At 54.4% G+C, this 14921-nt stretch carries 13 protein-coding genes; 5 read left to right on the forward strand and 8 right to left on the reverse strand.

Annotated elements, in window-relative coordinates:
- Nucleotides 1-25: 25 nt before the first annotated feature.
- The 5 genes from NST69_RS23200 to NST69_RS23220 form a co-directional block, all read right to left on the reverse strand.
- Complete coding sequence (locus tag NST69_RS23200; protein WP_051478652.1) at nt 26-4579, reverse strand: carbohydrate binding domain-containing protein; 4554 nt, start codon at nt 4577-4579, stop codon at nt 26-28.
- 243 nt (nt 4580-4822) lie between these two features.
- Nucleotides 4823-5032 carry a hypothetical protein gene (locus NST69_RS23205; protein ID WP_036690502.1) on the reverse strand — a complete coding sequence of 70 codons (210 nt, stop codon included), beginning with the start codon at nt 5030-5032 and terminating at the stop codon, nt 4823-4825.
- A gap of 14 nt (nt 5033-5046) precedes the next feature.
- Nucleotides 5047-5568, reverse strand: coding sequence for a PRC-barrel domain-containing protein (locus tag NST69_RS23210; protein ID WP_036732295.1), 522 nt, complete (start codon nt 5566-5568; stop codon nt 5047-5049).
- 87 nt (nt 5569-5655) lie between these two features.
- On the reverse strand, nt 5656-6807 hold the full coding sequence (locus NST69_RS23215) for a cysteine desulfurase family protein (RefSeq protein WP_036732296.1): 1152 nt from the start codon (nt 6805-6807) through the stop codon (nt 5656-5658).
- A 131-nt stretch (nt 6808-6938) separates the two neighbouring features.
- Nucleotides 6939-7409 (reverse strand): DUF523 domain-containing protein, encoded by a 471-nt coding sequence (locus tag NST69_RS23220; protein WP_036732298.1) that lies wholly within the window; start codon nt 7407-7409, stop codon nt 6939-6941.
- Nucleotides 7410-7522: 113 nt separating this feature from the next.
- Between NST69_RS23220 and NST69_RS23225 the strand changes: the two genes are divergently transcribed.
- The 3 genes from NST69_RS23225 to NST69_RS23235 all read left to right on the forward strand — a co-directional run bounded on the left by NST69_RS23225 (nt 7523) and on the right by NST69_RS23235 (nt 10742).
- Nucleotides 7523-8221 carry an SOS response-associated peptidase gene (locus tag NST69_RS23225; RefSeq protein ID WP_339250363.1) on the forward strand — a complete coding sequence of 233 codons (699 nt, stop codon included), beginning with the start codon at nt 7523-7525 and terminating at the stop codon, nt 8219-8221.
- Between the two features lie 110 nt (nt 8222-8331).
- A complete protein-coding gene (locus tag NST69_RS23230; protein ID WP_339250365.1) occupies nt 8332-10146 on the forward strand; it encodes an alpha-glycosidase in 1815 nt (604 codons plus the stop codon).
- A 191-nt stretch (nt 10147-10337) separates the two neighbouring features.
- The gene (locus tag NST69_RS23235; protein WP_339250367.1) at nt 10338-10742 is read left to right on the forward strand and encodes a GNAT family N-acetyltransferase; all 405 of its coding nucleotides are present in this window, start codon (nt 10338-10340) and stop codon (nt 10740-10742) included.
- A gap of 6 nt (nt 10743-10748) precedes the next feature.
- Here NST69_RS23235 and NST69_RS23240 read toward each other — a convergent pair whose 3' ends face one another.
- From NST69_RS23240 to NST69_RS23250, 3 genes are read right to left on the reverse strand one after another with little or no spacing between them, the layout of a single operon-like run.
- Entirely contained in the window at nt 10749-11228 is a 480-nt protein-coding gene (locus tag NST69_RS23240) for a hypothetical protein (protein ID WP_036732304.1), read from the reverse strand.
- Nucleotides 11225-12484, reverse strand: coding sequence for a DNA polymerase IV (locus NST69_RS23245; protein WP_339250369.1), 1260 nt, complete (start codon nt 12482-12484; stop codon nt 11225-11227). The genes NST69_RS23240 and NST69_RS23245 overlap by 4 nt, the downstream gene beginning before the upstream one ends.
- On the reverse strand, nt 12477-12674 hold the full coding sequence (locus NST69_RS23250; protein ID WP_339250371.1) for a hypothetical protein: 198 nt from the start codon (nt 12672-12674) through the stop codon (nt 12477-12479). Before NST69_RS23250 ends, NST69_RS23245 begins: the two co-directional genes overlap by 8 nt.
- 262 nt (nt 12675-12936) lie before the next feature.
- On the opposite strand from NST69_RS23250, the gene NST69_RS23255 reads away from it, so the two are divergent.
- Entirely contained in the window at nt 12937-13281 is a 345-nt protein-coding gene (locus NST69_RS23255; RefSeq protein WP_339250373.1) for a DUF3221 domain-containing protein, read from the forward strand.
- Between the two features lie 634 nt (nt 13282-13915).
- Entirely contained in the window at nt 13916-14917 is a 1002-nt protein-coding gene (locus tag NST69_RS23260; RefSeq protein ID WP_339250375.1) for a VanZ family protein, read from the forward strand.
- The last annotated feature ends 4 nt before the right edge of the window (nt 14918-14921 follow it).

A 14921-nucleotide genomic window follows, 5' to 3' on the forward strand; every position in this document is an offset into this window, starting at 1 on the left:
AAAATCCAAAGCATGTTCAAGGTGCTTAAGGTGCAGCTGCTGTCCCGTTATTCGTGAGCACAATATCATCCACGTCCACCGTCAGATGCCCGGTGCCGCCATCCTTGATATCCCCCAGCTCGAAGGAAATGCGGCCGATGGAGGTGCTGCCTCCGGCAACATCGAATTCTACGGTATATTCCTGATATTCACTGCCCAGATCAACAATTTTGCTCGTATACCCGTGCCAGTTGTAATTGTCTGCTACATCCAGCCAGCCGATGCTGATATTCATTTTGCGTTCAGCCGATGCCTTGGCCTTGAAGGTAAGTGTATAATGATTACCTTCGTTGTAAGCGACTCCCTCATAAAAGACCTGCCGGTCCCAGGTGTTCGTGCCGGTGGAGCCCACCTTGATCTGCAGCGCTCCATCCACATTGTCAATGGCTAACTCCCCGTTGTCGGAGGAGTAGCTGCTCCAGCCCTTAAGCGGCTCTGAGAAATCTCCGTTTGGAATCAGATTCTCCCCGTAAGCCTCACCATCCAGCACCGGGCTTACCTGAAGCAAGGAGATATGGCTCAGGTTGACCGTATGCGCTCCCAGCTCTTCGGTGATCTTGCCCAGACTGAACTGGAGCACCGCTGCGGGATCCGTTGCCGGGGCAGTGAACAGATATTCATAGTGTCCGCCGTCTTGGCTGAGTCTCAGCTCCTGTTCCAGATAAGGAGTCCAGTTGCCATCGTCAGTCCCGTCATGCTGAACCAGCGCTTTAATATCCCGGCCTACCGAAGCATCCGCATCGAAGCGCAGCAGATATTTCTTGCCCTGCTCTACCGGGATGCCCGGTTGCTTCACCTGTGCATGCCAAGCCTCCGTTCCAGTTCCGCCGAGGCTAACCTGCAGTTCTCCATACACAGCCTTCATTACAGTGCTCTTCCCCGGGTCATTGTCATCCCAGTCCTTCTTGTATAGCGTCCAGTTGTCGGTGGAAGCGTCCTTGAAGCTGCCGTTCACCACCAGCTCGCGGGACAGATCCAGCCAGGCCAGATTGTAGCCGCTGCCGCCAAGACGGATGTAATAGCTTCCCGCAGGCAACTCCAGTGGTGCTCCAACGATCGCCCGGTAGGACTGAAGCCCTCCGGTATCGCCTACTGCCGTGCTGTAGACAGATTCCGTCACCACATTCTGCTTGCCGGCATCCAATACGGACAGGGTAAGCTCCGAATCCGCGCGCACACTGGATACACGGGTTACCGGAACAATGCTGCCTGCCTGTGGCAGTACCACCTTGTATTCCACATAGTCGCCCTTATCCATATCCGTGATATCCTTGCCTCCTTCACCGCTCGGAATCAGGCCGGTTCCTGAGGCGCTCCAGAACTGGTCTCCGCGCAGATGCAGGTAGTTAGTGAGCACTGGCGGATCGGTCATCCGTACCAGACGCACATTGTCAAGCTCGGTCTGTCCCGCAGCCGCGCCCAGAAGGAACGATAATGCAGCTTCCGTACCGGACCCGCCGGACAGCTCAATTTCTGCTGTATAACTCTTCCACTCCGGTGTCAACGTGAAGGTGGTTCCGTCAGGATAGACCGTCTGTCCACCGCTGCTTGCCAGCTTAATGCCAAGCGGCTGCGCCTCGGCCGATCTCGCATCGAAGGCAAGCTGGTAGACGGCTGCCGCCGACACAGGAATTCCTGCCTGGGTCAGCGTCACATCCTCCGGCGATCCTCCGGCCTTCTGCACGTCCGCCCGGAATTCCCGCTTCATCATCGGCAGGGCAAGTGTATTGGTTACACTGGCCTTCGCCGCTGCTTCCGAGCCCTGCCTAACGGCAAAGCTCCAATATCCGAGCCGCGCTTCTCCCAGATCGAAGCCTCCGTTATAGATCAGGTTGCCGTCAGCAAGCGGGGTGCGTACTACCGGCGGTGCTTCTGTCTCTACCACTCTTACATTCGCGAAGTAGGCGGAAATGTTGTTCAGACCCAGATTGAATTCAAAGCGGGCATTATTGTCCGAAGCCTTGGCCATTGTGAAGCTGTACTCATACGGCTGCCAGTCCGGTGTAAGCTGGAAATTGCGCTCCCCGGAGTAAGCCGTCCATCCGCCGCCGAATTCGGTCAGCTTGCTCATCAGCGGCCGGGCTGCATCCGCTTTGGCATCGAAGGTTACCTTATAGGCTTTGCCCCGCTCCAGCAGCAGCGGCTTCTGCGCAAGCTGAATGGAATAATTCTGTTTGCCGGCCTCATGGACGGCAACCTTCACCGCCTTTCCCTTATCCTGATCATCAATGACGGAGGCTGTTCCGCTCCCGCCTTCATTCTCAATTAATTCCCAATATTCCGGCTGACCCTGGGCTGCTACAGTACCCTTGAAGTCCCCGTTGTAGATCTGATTCCCGTCTGCCAGGGCAGGACGCTGCGGGGCCGAGTGCCCCGGATCGATCGGCCGCTTGCCTGTTACATCCGGCCATTGGTCCAGGTTCTTGTACTTGTAGACCCTTACATAGTCCACATACATCTTATCCGACTTGAAGTCGGCCTTCGGATCACCCGGCCAGTCGCCGCCCACGGCCAGATTCAGAATCATATAGAACGGCCGGTCAAACGGAGCAGGGTACGTATAGTAATCCGGCTGGCCTTTGGCCATCGTTCCCCAGTCTTTGGTTTCAAAATACATTTCATCGTCCACATAATACCGGATCAGGCCCGGAAGCCATTCCAGCGTGAAGTCGTGATAATCATCCGCGAAGGTCTGGCCCTCCGGCAGTACATAGGTTTTGGTCTGGGATGCGTGCGGAATGTCGTAGTGAATCGAGCCATGGACCGTTCTTGGATAGAGATCCGCCTCTGCCTTGCCGGCAACCGGTCCCGTCAATTCCATAATGTCCATCTCGCCGCTTCCCGGCCAAGGTCCATACTGCGTCTCGTCATCGGTTGGCATCATCCAGATGGCTGGCCACATGCCCTGCTGAACCGGCAGCTTGGCCCGCACGGTAAATTTGCCGTAGGTCCAGTCGCCCTTCATCTTCGAGGTCAGCTTGGCTGAAGTATAATTCTTCCCGCCGTAAGCCTGCTTCCGGGCTTCCAGCTCCAGTACGCTCTGCCCGCTCTCTGTCGTAAGCGAAGCGTTGTCCGGGTGATAATATTCCAGCTCGTTATTGTACACCGTGCCGGTATCCTGTACATTCCATTTGCCCTCATCAATGGCCTGGCCGTCGAATTCGTCATTCCACACCAGCTCCCATGGATTGTTCTGGGTTGGCGGAGTCGGGGCCGGCGTTGGGGTTGGTGTGGTAGCAGGCGCCGCTGTCGGCACCGGCGTCGCTGGTGAAGGTGTTGAGCTTGGCGCTGGTGTGACACCGCCTGCACTTCCGCCGCCCGCTTGGGCCGGGGCAGTGGTAGCCTTGGCACTTGCCTGCGCTGTAGCTCCCGTGCCGGACAAGTCCCGAAGCGTCTCGCCGGACTTGAGTGCCTGGCCGTTGAGCAGCACACGATCTGCCTGGTTCTCAAGCCGGCCGATCTGCCCCCGGCTCACGATCTCTGATCCTGCAGCGCCTGCGCCAATGAGCACAGTCTCTGCGCGTGAGCCCGCTCCGATCTCCACCTTCGCCGGCTTAAGCAATTCAATGCGCGCTGCGGTGCTGCCATCCTCCAGTACCATCCTTACCAGGGTGGTAAGCTTATTCAGCTTGATCTGTCCCAGGGTAGATTGGCGGAACACCACCGAATGGTCACCGCCTCCTGAGATATGTGCCGTTCCCTGCACCTTAATGCCCGAGAACGAGACTTCCCCTTCCCCTGCTCCGGCTGTGACGTAGAGATTGCCGCTGACCGGGCCGCCTTCGAGCTGCACATTCGCCCGGTTGACAATCACATTGCCGGACACGGCTCCAAGCTTCTGGCTTCCCTCGCCTGAGCTGATCCACCCGACCATCCGGCTCAGCAGCTCGGCCAGCTCGGCCCGGGTCATCTGCGCCTTGGGATTCAGCTTGCCGTCCGCATCGCCGCGCAGGTAACCGGCGTCCAGCATCGCACTCACGGCTTCCCGGGCATAGCCGCTGACCACTGCCGCATCTGACTGTGCAGCCAGCGCACCCGGGGAGCCCGCCTCCAGCGTGAACGCCCGGCTCAGCATGGTTACAGCTTCCTGGCGGGTGACCGCCGATCCCGGCTGGAACCGGCCGTCCGCGTAGCCTTGAATAACGCCTGCGGCATTCACGCGGCTTACATCCTTGCCATACCAGGAAGAAGCGCTTACATCACTGAACACAGTGCTGCCCGAATCCGAATAACGGAACACGCGGCTGATGATGGCGGCCATCTCTGCCCGTGAGACCGCTTTTCCCGGTCTGAATTGTCCTGCCTCGTCCCCTTGCAGAATTCCTGCGGCTGACAGCTTGTTCACTGCAGCCGACGCCCAGTGCTGTTTCATATCGGTGAACCCTGCCGCCCGGGCTGCATCTGCCTGTCCTGTACATGCAGACAGCCTGTCTGCGTCTTTCCCGTTATCTGCCTGCGCTATTCCTGTAGTTCCCGGAAGCTGAATTCCTGACAGCAGCAATCCGGCAATCAGAAGCTTCGATATTCCTTTGCGGTACATCTGAATATTCCCCCTCGTGTAGAACCTTGTTGAATTCTGGCCCCGTGCCAGTCGATTTCAGTATAGGGTCCGTGTCCCGGAGACGACATACCAATTCCTTAGCCCTTATAACAAAGATGCAACTTTCGTAGTGTTGTTTTGCAGACGGCAAAAAGCCCAAATACCGGACGGCTTCAAGAGCCGCCCGGTATTTGGGCACGGCGAATCTATGTAACTGTTAGCCGGTTATGAATCAGGCAATGCTCAAGAGGAGGCGTGGATTTGCGGGAAATCCTGTGCAACCTCTTCACCCGAGAACAGATCGTCAAGCGAGCTGAGCGTGCCATCCTCTTCAACCTGATACACCGACATTTTCTCGCCGTTGACCGTTAGTTCGATGAAACAGCCCCAGCAATAGAACTGGTGGGAGCCGATCTTGCCGATATCCTTGGAGTTGCAGTTTGGACACTTCATATAATACATTCCACCTATCCGTTAACAATATTAATGGCATTTTGGAGCCGTTCTTCACTCATCGCGGGAACCAGTACAGAATCCTCTCCGATAGTCATCTCTTCAGAACAAGGCAGCCATTTGCGGCCTTCGATCAAATCAGTTACAAGCCCGTCACTGATTTCCAGCGCTACTATTGTGTTTCCCAACTTTTGGTCAAAATAAACATCCGATATTCGCCCAAGCACCGTTCCCGATGCTGTAAGCACCTGCCTGTCCTTCAATTTGTTCTTTCCCAAGAGGAAAGTGTAGGATATATGGTCAGCGTCAACCTTAACAATCGACTCTTTATTGCGGATCATGACAGCATCTTCGCCATAAGCGGCAATATTATCCCATGCCACAACTTTCACAAGCCTTCCAAAAAAAGATTTACTTTCCAGTTCAATACCCGTAATATTCCAGTTTGAATCCAGTCCAATGTCGATTATTTCACCGACTTCCGTACCTTCTTCAACTTCATATACAGTGAGGCCAATCATATCTTGAAGCTTCATGGTATCCAAAGTCCCCTCACCTTAAGTATTGCATACGGGTCCCATGGGCCAAAGACCTCCCGAACGTCTGCCAGACTGCACGAAAACCTAGTCTTTTGTACGCAGCCGGTTCAAAACGGTTCCAACTTTCTGGGCCACAACCTGCATTTCTTCATTAGTATTACCCAAACCTGTACTAAAGCGAATCGCAGAGTTCAAAAGTTCTTCCGGAAGCTTCATCGCCTGCAGAACATGCGAGATTTCCAGAGATCCTGATGTACAGGCTGAGCCGCTGGCTGCCGCAATCCGTTCCATGTCCAGGTTCATCAGCAGCACATCTGTCTTGGCCCCGGGGAAGCTGATATTCAGAATTCCAGGCACCGTATGCTGTTCATTTCCGTTGACGACATATCTCTCTGCTCCGACCTGCTTGTCCAGCTCTTCCAGCAGTGTTCTGCGGAGCTCCAGAGCCTGCTCATGATGACCCGGCAGCCCTTGTACAACCAGTTCAACGGCTCTGGCGAACCCGGCGGTATGAGCCAGACTCTCCGTGCCCGCCCGCCGGCCGCGCTCCTGAAGTCCGCCATGCTGTCTTGGCATAAGCGGCGCCCCCCGCCGGACGTACAAGCCTCCAATCCCCTGCGGACCTCCGATCTTGTGGGCCGAGAAGCTCATATAGTCTACCGGCAGATCGCGGAGCACCAGGGGCAGCGTTCCCAGAGCTTGTACAGCATCTACATGCACAAGCACACCCCGTTCGGCCGCTAATCTGCCAATCTCTTCTATAGGCTGTACAGTTCCCACTTCATTATTCACATACATTATGCTAATCAGTACTGTATCCTCGCGCAGAGCCGATTCTACATCCTCCAAAGAGACACGGCCGGTAGAATCGACAGGAAGATAGGTGACCTCGAAGCCCTGCCCTTCCAGTTCCGCGCAGGTATGCAGCACTGCATGATGCTCAACCGCTGTAGTAATGATATGTCTACCCTTGGAAGCAGAAGCATAGGCCGCCCCGAACAGGGCGAGATTATCGCTCTCCGTGCCGCCGCTTGTGAACACCCACTCCTCAGGGGAACAGCCCAAAAAGCCCGCGATTCTATCGCGCGCCCCATTTATAATTCTCTTGGCAGACCGTCCGAACTGGTGCACACTGGACGCATTGCCGTACTCGTTCAACAGCATATGATACATAACCGCTGCCACCTCCGGATGAACCGGTGTTGAGGCGGCGTGGTCCAAATAGATGGGTTTCATAACGAAATTCTCCACTTCTTGAAATTCAGGATTTTCTTACAGGACTACTAGATTATACTGCTGAACTGCCTGTTTTACCACCTGTTAATAAACACAATATTGTAACATTTGTCCATGGTTGGCGCTCCCGATCAGCCCTCTAATTCCGGCAACCGCGCGGCAAGCTGCTCCTCGGAGATCACTTCAATACCATGCAGCCGCAAGAGGGCTGTGGTCACCCCTTCTCCGGGGATTTTCCCGCCCGCAAATTCTCCGTTATAGATCCTTGAGCTGCCGCAGGAAGGGCTGTTCTCCTTAAGGACAACAAGCGTGGCAGCTAAGCTGCGTGCCTGCTCCAGCGCGGCATGCGCGCCTTCTATATACATTGCGGTTACATCATTCCCTGTTCTGTCAACCACCCGGGCCTGCCCCTCCAGCACATCTCTGCCGCTGCCGCCTATAATCTCTGCCGGTTCTCTTGGGGTAGAGAAGCCGCCCAGCAGCTCGGGGCATACTGCAACCGCCTGCCGGCTGTCCAGCAATTGCCGGATGCCCTGCTCCAGACAATCGGTTCCATTATATCTGACCTTCATTCCTGCCAAGCAGGAGCTTACGATAATCATGTGCTGCCGTCCCCCTTCGCAATCTTCAGTCTCATCTTATATAATTCTAATATAATGCTAAGACAAGCTGTTCAGTCTGTAAACCGTTAACTACCCAGGGAGGCATAGATAAAATGTGCGGAAGATATACGATTACGGTAACGCTGGAGGAGCTGATCGCCAAGTATTTCATCCGGGAGCATCCGCTCATCCAATATGCGCCAAGGTATAACGCGGCTCCGATGCAGCATATTGCTGCGGTTATTCATGACGGCACACAGAATAAGCTCGGAGAACTCCGCTGGGGGCTGCTCCCTTCCTGGTCCAAGGAGGACAAGAACGCTGCCAAGCTAATCAATGCACGCAGTGAGACGCTGCTGGAGAAGGCTTCATTCAAAGGGCTGGTGGCCTCCCGCCGCTGTGTGATTCCCGCAGACGGCTTCTATGACTGGAAGGCCCTGGAAGGCGGCAAGCAGCCGATGCGGATCACGATGCGGGACGGTAAGCTGTTCTCCATGGCTGCACTGTATGATATCTGGACCAGTCCGGACGGCGGCAGAATCTCCACCTGCACGATCATCACCACCGCTCCGAACACTCTCATGAAAGACATCCATGACCGGATGCCGGTCATTCTGGATGCAGACGGGGAAGCGCAGTGGCTGGAGCGCAACAACCGGAATATTCCCTACCTGATGAAGCTGCTGCGGCCTTACGATGCGGAACAGATGATGGCTTATCCCGTCTCCCCAGCCGTGGGCAATGCTCGGAGTGACTACCCGGAGCTGATCCGCAGAGCCGGGCCGGAGCCGGTGCAGGGCACCCTATTTTGACTGCTGCCTGGTGAAATATCTGCTGTTTGAAACCTCCGGTCCCAGGGTATTAACTAAAGCTCATACCTCATAATATCCATCCACAATACGTATCCCAGGAGGAATTTCATATGGCTCCCAGCAGACAAGCAGTGTCCTTAAGCGCATCCGGCGCCTCCATCGAGCTGGAATGTCTCTATCATTCAACGCAGGGGCGATGGGCGTATGCCTATAACAAGGACACCTACCACTTAAGAATCCGCAGCAAAAAAAACAATGTAGACCGGGTATTTGCCCTGATCGGCGATAAATACGACTGGGAGCAGCATCATCAGGAGCTGAGCATGCGCAAGGTGGCTACCGACAGCTTCTTCGATTATTGGGAAGCAGAGATCTTCCCCGAATTCAAACGTTTCTCCTATGGCTTCCGGCTGGAAACCGATCAGGAAACCGTATGGATGCTAGAATCCGGCTTCTTTACAGACGGGCTGCCCGAGCCTGCCGGAGGCTACTACGAAATGCCTTACCTTCATGAGGCCGACCTGCTCCAGGTTCCCGAATGGGCGAAATCTGCGGTCTTCTATCAGATTATGCCGGACCGCTTCGCTAACGGAGATCCGGCGAATGACCCCGAAGGGACGCTCGAATGGGGGGCACCGCCCACCCACGACAGCTATTTTGGCGGAGACTTGCAGGGGATGATTGACCATCTGGATTATATTGCCGAGCTTGGCGTAACGGCGCTGTATCTGACCCCGATCTTCCAGGCTCCCAGCAACCATAAATATGACACCGTTGACTACGGAACGATTGACGCCAGCTTCGGGGATCTTGATAAGCTCAAGCAACTGGTTGATCTCGCCCATTCCAAAGGGCTTAAGGTGGTCCTCGATGCCGTCTTCAATCATACCAGCTCCGAGTTCGCACCGTTCAAGGATGTGCTGGAGCATGGAGCGGATTCCAAATACGCAGGCTGGTTCCATGTCCATGATTATCCCGTTCAGGTGCTGGACGGCAAGGCCAACTATGATACCTTCGGCTTCTTCAGCGGAATGCCCAAGCTCAACACTGCCCATCCGGAAGCCAGAGATTATCTGCTGGATATCACCAAATTCTGGCTCAAGGAGGTACACATCGACGGCTGGCGGCTGGATGTAGCCAATGAGGTGGACCATGTATTCTGGCGGGATTTCCGCAAGGCGGTCAAAGAAATTAACCCGGAAGCGTTCATCATCGGCGAGGTGTGGAGCGACTCCCTCAGCTGGCTGCAGGGCGACCAGTTCGATTCGGTAATGAACTATCCCTTCTCTGACCGGCTGCTGAAGTTCTTCGGGACCGACGAGGAGGTTGATCCCGGAACCTTCGCTGCTCAAATCTACGGGCTGCTCATGCGTTATCCCCGGCAGGCGAATGAGGTGCTGTTCAATCTTCTGGCGAGCCATGATACCCCGAGAGTGCTTAACCGGCTCGGCGGGGACAAGGGGCGGCTGAAGCTTGCGGTCACCTTCCTCTTCACCTTCACCGGGACGCCGTGCATCTTCTATGGGGACGAGATCGGACTTACCGGCGGAGACGACCCGGACTGCCGCAAATGTATGATCTGGGAAGAGGACCGGCAGGACCGTGAGCTGCTGCGCTTTTATCAGAGCCTCATTGCCCTGCGCAAAGAGCACGAGGTGCTGCGCACCGGCCAGTTCCGCTTCCTGCGGAGTGATCCGGGCAGCCGGGCCCTAGTGTATGAACGCTGGAATGAGCACACCCGCTTCACAGTCTGGATGAATAATTCCGCTGAACCGCTGACGCTTACGCAATCACTGAGCGGCGGAGCTTGGCAGGATGCCTTTAGCGGTGAGCCGGCCAAGATGAACGGAGATCAGATCCGCCTGACGCTGGAGCCGCTGGAATACCGGATTCTGTATAGCGGACAAGCTGGCGGCGAAGCCTGATTACCTGCGCACCAGCACAATGTATGCTGTTTTTGGCATACATTCGGGCCAATCAAAAACAAAGACAAGCCCCGGGAAGGGGCTTGTTTGTTTATAGCTGTTTGTTACACCGAACCAGACAACCAGAGGTGGTAGACTTTTGTAAGGACAATCGTTCTTCACACACTATACAATGACAGGAGAATCGCCCTATGAACATGAGAACCGCAACTGAAGCCGATTATGATTATCTCGCAAGCCGTGACCGCCATATCCTGAACTCACTTCTTCTCTCTAAAATAAACCAGCAGGAGATTTACATACTGAGCGAGGGTAGCCTGGACATTGGCTGGCTGCGGTACGGGTATTTCTGGGACCAGATCCCCTTCATGAATCTGCTGTGGATTGATGAGCCTTATCGCGGCGCAGGCTTTGGCAGACAGGCGGTGCAGCACTGGGAGCAAGCGATGCAGGCCATGGGCCATAAGCAGGTTATGACCTCCTCGATGGCGAGTGAAGAGGCACAGCATTTCTACCGGAAACTGGGCTACCGGGACTCAGGCTGCCTGCTGCCGGATAATGAGCCGCTGGAGATTTTCTTCACCAAAGCGCTATAGCTGATACTAACTGCTCAAATGCTGGTTTTTCAGACCGGCTCCAAGCTCCGCCGTGTACCTGGTCAGCCGCAGGCTGATCTCGGTGCGCATCACATCCCGGGTAAGTCCGAAGCGTTCCTGATAGCCCCGGCAAAAGATTTTGTAATACACCAGGAACTCCTCCTGCTCATCGGCCAGCACCCGGATATTATGCTGCTTCAGCTCTTTCTGGAGCTGGTAGGTATCCTGCATAATACGCTGCTGAATCGCCTGGCCGGCGAGCATGAAAGCCCGCTTAAGAATACTATTGGACAGCTCAAGCTCCTTCAGACTTTTGCTGACCATCGTATCCAGGTAAGGAAGCAGAATGAGGTCACGCACCATCGTCCGCTCCTCTACCGTAATCATTTTCCTGCCCTCTGTCCCCTGCTTCTGCTCATACTGCTGGACATGCTCTGTCATTAACATTTTGGATTTCCACCGCTCATTTCCGTCTAGCTTGCTCATTTATAGTGCCCCCCAATCTGCTGCGCCCGTTCCAGAGCAACCCCAGACTCCAGCAAAGAAGACGCGCGGATCAGCGCCCCGCTTCCGTACCGGTTCTTGATCTGATCAATAGCCCGTTCTCTGCTACTGCTCCGCATCCGGTCGTCGAACAAGGTCAGCTGCATCACGCTGTCATCTGTCAGCTGGGATATGGAGATAGTCAACCGGCTAATCGGCAAGCCGCTCCAATGATCCACGAATAGCCGGTAGGCTGCCGCTGCCACCTCATGGGTTAACGACGAAGGCTCCGGCAGTGTCGTCTGCCGGCTGTAGGCATTCGAGGTGTTGCCGTCTGTCTCTACTACCGCAACAGACACTACCGCCCCCATGTACCGGTACTTCCGCGCCCGCCGGCAGACCTCAATCACCAGCTCCAGCAGCACCACCTCAATCTCCGGCAGCCGGGTATACAGATTCCAGCGCAGCGCTTTTCCATGGCCGACAGACTTCATCTCATGGCGTATCCCGGTGACCACCGGGCTGGGATCGATGCCGCGTGCGGTCTGCCAATAATATTCCGCTTGAATATCGCTCTGCTTGCCCAGGGTGCTGCGCATTCTCCGCTTCAGCTCGCCCAGCTCCATCCGGGCAATATCTCCAATGGTCGTAATGCCCATACGATAGAAATTCTTGGTCATCCGGCCCGCCACCATGAACATTTCATGCACCGGGCGCGGCCATAGCTCTGTGTCCAGATTATCGTAATCCAGCCGGAAGGTTCCGCCTGCCTTCTTCTTGGCGAAATTATTGGCCATTTTAGCGAGGATTTTGGACGGGCCGATGCCCACCCGGGTCCACACTCCGGTAGATAACAGAACATGCTGCTGGATCGAGTAAATCAGCTCCGGCAAATCCCCTCCGAACACGCGCAGAGAACCGGTCACATCCAGGAACTGCTCATCAATGCTGAACGCCTCCACCAGATCGGTATACCCCTGGTAGATCTCTGAGATCAGCAGCGAGACCTGAATATACGTCCCCATCCGCGGCCGGATGACCACGAGATCCCGGCATTTCGTCAGGGCTTCGCCCACGCGTGATGCGGTAGTTACGCCATAGGATTTCGCAAGCGGGCAGGCGGCCAGCACAATCCCGTTCATCCGCGACGGATCACCCACAGCGACAGGCTGATCCGCATATTCGGGATGGGCCGCCTTCTCGACGCTGGCATAGAAGGACTGGCAGTCCGAGAGCAGAATAATCCGGTCCTTAGGCATACCTCCGCCCCCGTACCGGATGCCACGACAGAATATTGGCGGTTAGGAATACACGGGGCTGGCCGGTACTCAGACAGGTGGCACGTATGCGGCCGTCACGAATGCCGCGCACTTCAATTTTCCGCTGCGTAATCTGGCCCGCTTTGTCCAGGTATATGATTTCTATGGTTTGGCCGATGCTCATCTTCATGACTAATCGCCTCCGAGCTTAAGTAAGAACATTTGTTTGTATTATAACCAGGATTAAGATTTTTAAGCAATGGTAAAATAGAACAAATGTTCCCGTTAAGATAAGGGTATGCTGAGTCGGGGATAGTTAGAACCGGGAAGGAACATTTAGAGATAGAGAAAAGCTGGAACAAACAGGAATTCCACCGCATTCCCTAGATGGAACTGAAACCCAAAAGGAGGAAATATTGAATAATCTCATACCCCTTCAAAGGAGAACGTCCATGCTTCTAAAAGCGAGTCTCCAATCGACTCTCATTTTCGTTTTTTTGTTAGCCCTGGCCGCCTGTAGCAAGGGGGATAATGTTTTAAAAGGGAAGGTACACACAGTAGATGTAGAGAATACAAGGATCTTGGTAATCGCTCAGTTGAAAGAAGAAGACTTGAATAAGAATTACAAGGAAGTTCTAGAAACTAATATGTATTCTCAAGCCATTTGGGTAAATGGAGTTTCACCTTCTAAATATAAAAAGGGTGAAGAAATTGAAGTGTTCTATCAAACAAGTGATGATTCGTTTCCGGCACAAGTTACCGCCAGCAAAATTGTAAAATCAAAAATTGAGCAATGAAGCCTGCAAGCCAAGCAAGGGGCCCCGAGCTACTTCGGTTCCTTACGGACCAGAGAGCCGTTAATTTGAAGAAACAGGAACTTCTTGCGGAGTAACGGACCGAGTGGACCTTATTGTCTCTCTAAAGAACGTTTAGGAGCGGAATATTCGTTAATAAGGGCCGTGGTGTCCGCAACTTGCCCAAGTTGTGACTCTCCTTCGAAATAAGCGCGTCTCAGTCCGTAACGCCGAGCCGACCGTCCCATTAAGACCGAACCCCGTCGGAGTATGAGCATACACTGATCAAGGAGAATAGAGGATGAATGGATTGATCTAGTATAAAAAATCCCGCCGGCCAATTAAGGCTGACAGGTTTTTTTTCTTTTATCCAGTCGAAACGCCGGAAAAGGTCACGGGTCCGGTAACACTGGCAGTATTGAGCAGAACATTGGTGCTGTTATTGGCCACACCCAAAGAATAGGCATTGGATGGATTGCAAGTACGATTAACACATTAATGTGTGTGGATAGAGGAAGCTCGATTACTGAGGGGCTGGACTGCAACTGTCCGCCTTGCTTGGGCTAACGAAGATAGCTTATACTTCCTTTGTCCTCTGCAAGGGACATAAACTACCGGTAAAGAGAGGTTAACCATCATGCTTCAAGGCAAAACGAGGACGGCCGTTTGGACCGGTTTGGTTCTGTACACGGGTCTCACTCTGTTTTTCTTATTTGTCGGCTTCAACCGCTCATCGGCTCTGCCGGAGACAGGCTTACGGTATCACCTGTCTTTTGACGGGATTCCGTTGATATTTCCGGGCTATGGTTATTCGGAGCTTTGGGTCTTCAGCCTGGGTAACTATCTGGCCTTCGTACCGTTCGGGCTATTCATTCCGCTACTGGTCCGCTCCCGGTTCCTGCCGTTCCTCTTGGTCTTCATAGCAGCCATCACCGGGGTAGAGCTGATTCAGATGGTGACCCATTTGGGTGCGTTCGACATTAACGACATCGTCGTTAATACGCTCGGTGCAGCTGTCGGCTACGGCGCCCAGCGGCTGATCCGCCGCGACCGGTGGGCGCCAATAGGTATGCTCAAGCTCCTGTCCTCAGGCGCGGTCTTGACACTACTTGTCTACTCCGCCGTGAGCGGTATCAATTATTATCTGGAGCATGGCCGCGGGGAGATCAGGGCGCTGGATCAGCTCCCTGTTGAACGTGGTAAAATACAGTGGGAACAAAGGCTCAACAGCTTCACTATGGCCCAAGAACAGATCGAACCAGCTATCAATCTGTACAGCCCTAATCATCCGGGACTCCACGAGTTCTCACTGCGCCTGGATGGACAGTATAAGGAGTTAACCGGGAATTTCGGCGTCCCTGACGATGCTATCCCTGCTAAGGGCAGCGGCACCAGCAGCGTCATGATCAGCGCCGACGGAGAAGAGCTTTACTCCCTGGATGTGAATATCGCACCAGGCGAGAATCAGCCGCTGTCTTTTCAGGTGCCGCTTGAAGGCAAACAGGAGCTGACCCTTACAGTCAAAACTGATGCTGCCGACCCTCGAACCCATGCGGTATTGTGGGACCTTACGCTCGTAGAGGCCAATGCCGGCCAAAAGCTGGCAACGCGGCTTCAGCGGCTGTTGGGCGGGGGATAAAATA

The organism is Paenibacillus sp. FSL P2-0089, assembly GCF_038595095.1.
In the GTDB taxonomy this organism is placed as follows: domain Bacteria; phylum Bacillota; class Bacilli; order Paenibacillales; family Paenibacillaceae; genus Paenibacillus_AQ; species Paenibacillus_AQ silagei.

Bases quoted from the DNA above. Each gene is read 5' to 3' on its own strand.
- NST69_RS23225 (WP_339250363.1), top strand. From the start codon at position 7,523: ATGTGCGGAAGATATACGATTACGGTAACGCTGGAGGAGCTGATCGCC.
- NST69_RS23205 (WP_036690502.1), bottom strand. From the start codon at position 5,032: ATGAAGTGTCCAAACTGCAACTCCAAGGATATCGGCAAGATCGGCTCC.
- NST69_RS23260 (WP_339250375.1), top strand. From the start codon at position 13,916: ATGCTTCAAGGCAAAACGAGGACGGCCGTTTGGACCGGTTTGGTTCTG.
- NST69_RS23200 (WP_051478652.1), bottom strand. From the start codon at position 4,579: ATGTACCGCAAAGGAATATCGAAGCTTCTGATTGCCGGATTGCTGCTG.
- NST69_RS23240 (WP_036732304.1), bottom strand. From the start codon at position 11,228: ATGAGCAAGCTAGACGGAAATGAGCGGTGGAAATCCAAAATGTTAATG.
- NST69_RS23210 (WP_036732295.1), bottom strand. From the start codon at position 5,568: ATGAAGCTTCAAGATATGATTGGCCTCACTGTATATGAAGTTGAAGAA.
- NST69_RS23235 (WP_339250367.1), top strand. From the start codon at position 10,338: ATGAACATGAGAACCGCAACTGAAGCCGATTATGATTATCTCGCAAGC.
- NST69_RS23255 (WP_339250373.1), top strand. From the start codon at position 12,937: ATGCTTCTAAAAGCGAGTCTCCAATCGACTCTCATTTTCGTTTTTTTG.
- NST69_RS23245 (WP_339250369.1), bottom strand. From the start codon at position 12,484: ATGCCTAAGGACCGGATTATTCTGCTCTCGGACTGCCAGTCCTTCTAT.
- NST69_RS23220 (WP_036732298.1), bottom strand. From the start codon at position 7,409: ATGATTATCGTAAGCTCCTGCTTGGCAGGAATGAAGGTCAGATATAAT.
- NST69_RS23230 (WP_339250365.1), top strand. From the start codon at position 8,332: ATGGCTCCCAGCAGACAAGCAGTGTCCTTAAGCGCATCCGGCGCCTCC.
- NST69_RS23215 (WP_036732296.1), bottom strand. From the start codon at position 6,807: ATGAAACCCATCTATTTGGACCACGCCGCCTCAACACCGGTTCATCCG.
- NST69_RS23250 (WP_339250371.1), bottom strand. From the start codon at position 12,674: ATGAAGATGAGCATCGGCCAAACCATAGAAATCATATACCTGGACAAA.